The organism is Pseudomonas sp. (genome assembly GCF_050739995.1).
Classification (GTDB): domain Bacteria; phylum Pseudomonadota; class Gammaproteobacteria; order Pseudomonadales; family Pseudomonadaceae; genus Aquipseudomonas.
In genome coordinates this window covers 1-2373 of sequence record NZ_JBOICG010000249.1, presented here as the reverse complement: position 1 = coordinate 2373, position 2373 = coordinate 1, and the positions used below count along the sequence as shown (strand labels likewise).

General features: G+C 60.5%; 2 protein-coding genes. Both read left to right on the top strand.

Annotated elements, in window-relative coordinates; genetic code table 11:
* On the top strand, nucleotides 1-568 hold a 568-nt coding region (locus ACRESD_RS08435), incomplete at its 5' end, for a lyase family protein (protein ID WP_431750508.1).
* Nucleotides 569-961: 393 nt separating this feature from the next.
* A partial coding sequence (locus ACRESD_RS08430) for an alanine/glycine:cation symporter family protein (RefSeq protein ID WP_431750507.1) occupies nucleotides 962-2373 on the top strand: 1412 nt, incomplete at its 3' end.

Below are 2373 nucleotides of genomic sequence, written 5' to 3'. Positions count from 1 at the left end.
CAAGCGTACCGCCGTGAAGTTGTCGAAGATCTGCAACGACCTGCGCCTGCTGTCCAGCGGCCCACGCACCGGCATCAACGAGATCAACCTGCCAGCGCGTCAGCCAGGCAGCTCGATCATGCCCGGCAAGGTCAACCCGGTGATCCCGGAAGCCGTGAACCAAGTCGCGTTCCAAGTCATCGGTAACGACCTGGCGCTGACCATGGCGGCCGAAGGCGGCCAGTTGCAACTGAACGTGATGGAACCGCTGATCGCTTTCAAGATCTTCGATTCGATCCGCCTGCTGCAACGTGCCATGGACATGCTGCGCGAGCACTGCATCACGGGCATCACCGCCAACGAAGCCCGCTGCCGCGAGCTGGTGGAGCACTCCATCGGCCTGGTCACCGCGCTGAACCCGTACATCGGCTATGAAAACGCCACCCGCATCGCCCGTATCGCCCTTGAAAGCGGCCGCGGCGTGCTGGAACTGGTGCGCGAAGAAGGCTTGCTCGACGACGCCATGCTCGACGACATCCTGCGCCCCGAAAACATGATTGCCCCACGCTTGGTTCCACTGAAGGCCTAAGCGTCTGTTGCACCGCTCACCAGGTTGAGGGACTAGACACCTCTCACCTTTTGAGGGCCTGAAGGCTCGTTCTTCAGGCCCTTTTTTTTGCCTCAAGGTTGTGAAATGACGCTCATAAAAACTCCAATATCGCCCTGCAAACCCACCGCCCCAGTAACAACTCGGCTGAAACCTTTAATCGCCCCGTGCAGACGGATCACGCTCGCCTAGGTATAGTGCCGCCCCTCTTCGCGTCTGCGGCCGTCGGTAACGAGGCCCGGAAATAACGCGAAAGCGCATGAATAACAACACCCGCAAAAGGATTGGGGTCGAACCGTCGCGCACTGCCTGGTGCCATGCGAGGGCTCGGACCGTCCTGCGTTTGCCATTAGAAAAATCAGCGAGGAACACTCCATGCTCGAAGTCATCAACGACTTCCTCTCAGGGAAAGTACTGATCGTGCTCATTGTCGGGCTCGGCGGTTATTTCACGATCCGCTCGCGTTTCGTTCAATTGCGTCACTTTTTCCACATGTTTTCGGTGTTTCGCGACAGCCTGAAAAACAGTTCCGACCAGCTCAGCTCGTTCCAGGCGCTGATGCTCAGCCTGGCTGGCCGCGTCGGTGCCGGTAACATTGCCGGTGTCGGCATCGCCGTGACGCTGGGTGGTCCGGGTGCCGTGTTCTGGATGTGGGTCACCGCATTGGTGGGCATGTCTTCGAGCTTTATCGAGTGCTCCCTCGGCCAGCTGTACAAGCGTACTGATGCGGAAGGCACCTTCCGTGGCGGCCCGGCTTATTACATCCAGCACGGCCTGCAAAAACGCTGGCTGGGCATGCTGATGGCGTTCCTGCTGCTGGTGACCTTCGGCTTTGCCTTCAATGGCCTGCAAGCCCACGCCGTGACCCACTCGCTGAACAACGCTTTCGGTCTCGACACCACCTACACCGGCCTGGCCCTGGCGGTATTGCTGGGCCTGGTGTTCATCGGCGGGATCAAGCGCATTGCCTCGATTGCCGACCTGCTGGTGCCGGTCAAGACCCTGGTCTATATCGCCGTGACCCTCTACGTGATCGTGCTGCAATTCGATCACGTACCGGCCATGCTCGCGACCATCGTCAAGAGCGCCTTCGGTCTCGACCAAGCCTTCGGTGGCCTGGTGGGCAGCGCAATCATCATGGGCGTGAAGCGCGGCGTGTTCGCCAACGAAGCCGGCTTGGGCAGTGCGCCTAACGTGGCGGCAGTGGCCTCCGTGGAACACCCGATCGCCCAAGGCGTGGTCCAGGCGTTCAGCGTGTTCCTCGACACCTTCGTGATCTGCACCTGCACTGCGCTGCTGATCCTGCTCTCCGGTTTCTACACCCCAGGCTTCGAAGGCGACGGCATTGCCCTGACCCAGAACTCCCTGGCGGCCGTGGTCGGTGACTGGGGCCGCATGTTCATCTCGGTGGCCCTGGCGTTGTTCGTGTTCACTTCGATCATGTACAACTACTACCTGGGCGAGAGCAACCTGCGCTTCCTGGTCGGCAACAACCGCAAGGTGCTGATGGGCTACCGCGCACTGGTGCTGGTGCTGATTTTCTGGGGCTCCATCGAGAACCTGAGCACTGTGTTCGCCTTCGCCGACATCACCATGACCATGCTGGCGTTCGTCAACCTGTTCGCCCTGGCGTTCCTGTTCAAGATCGCCATGCGCATCCTGAACGACTACGACAACCAGCGTGCTGCGGGCATCAAGACCCCAGTGTTCGACTCCAGCCAGTTCCCTGACCTGGACCTGGACCGCAAGGCCTGGCCGGCCAACCCGGTAAAGCCACAAGCGGCCCC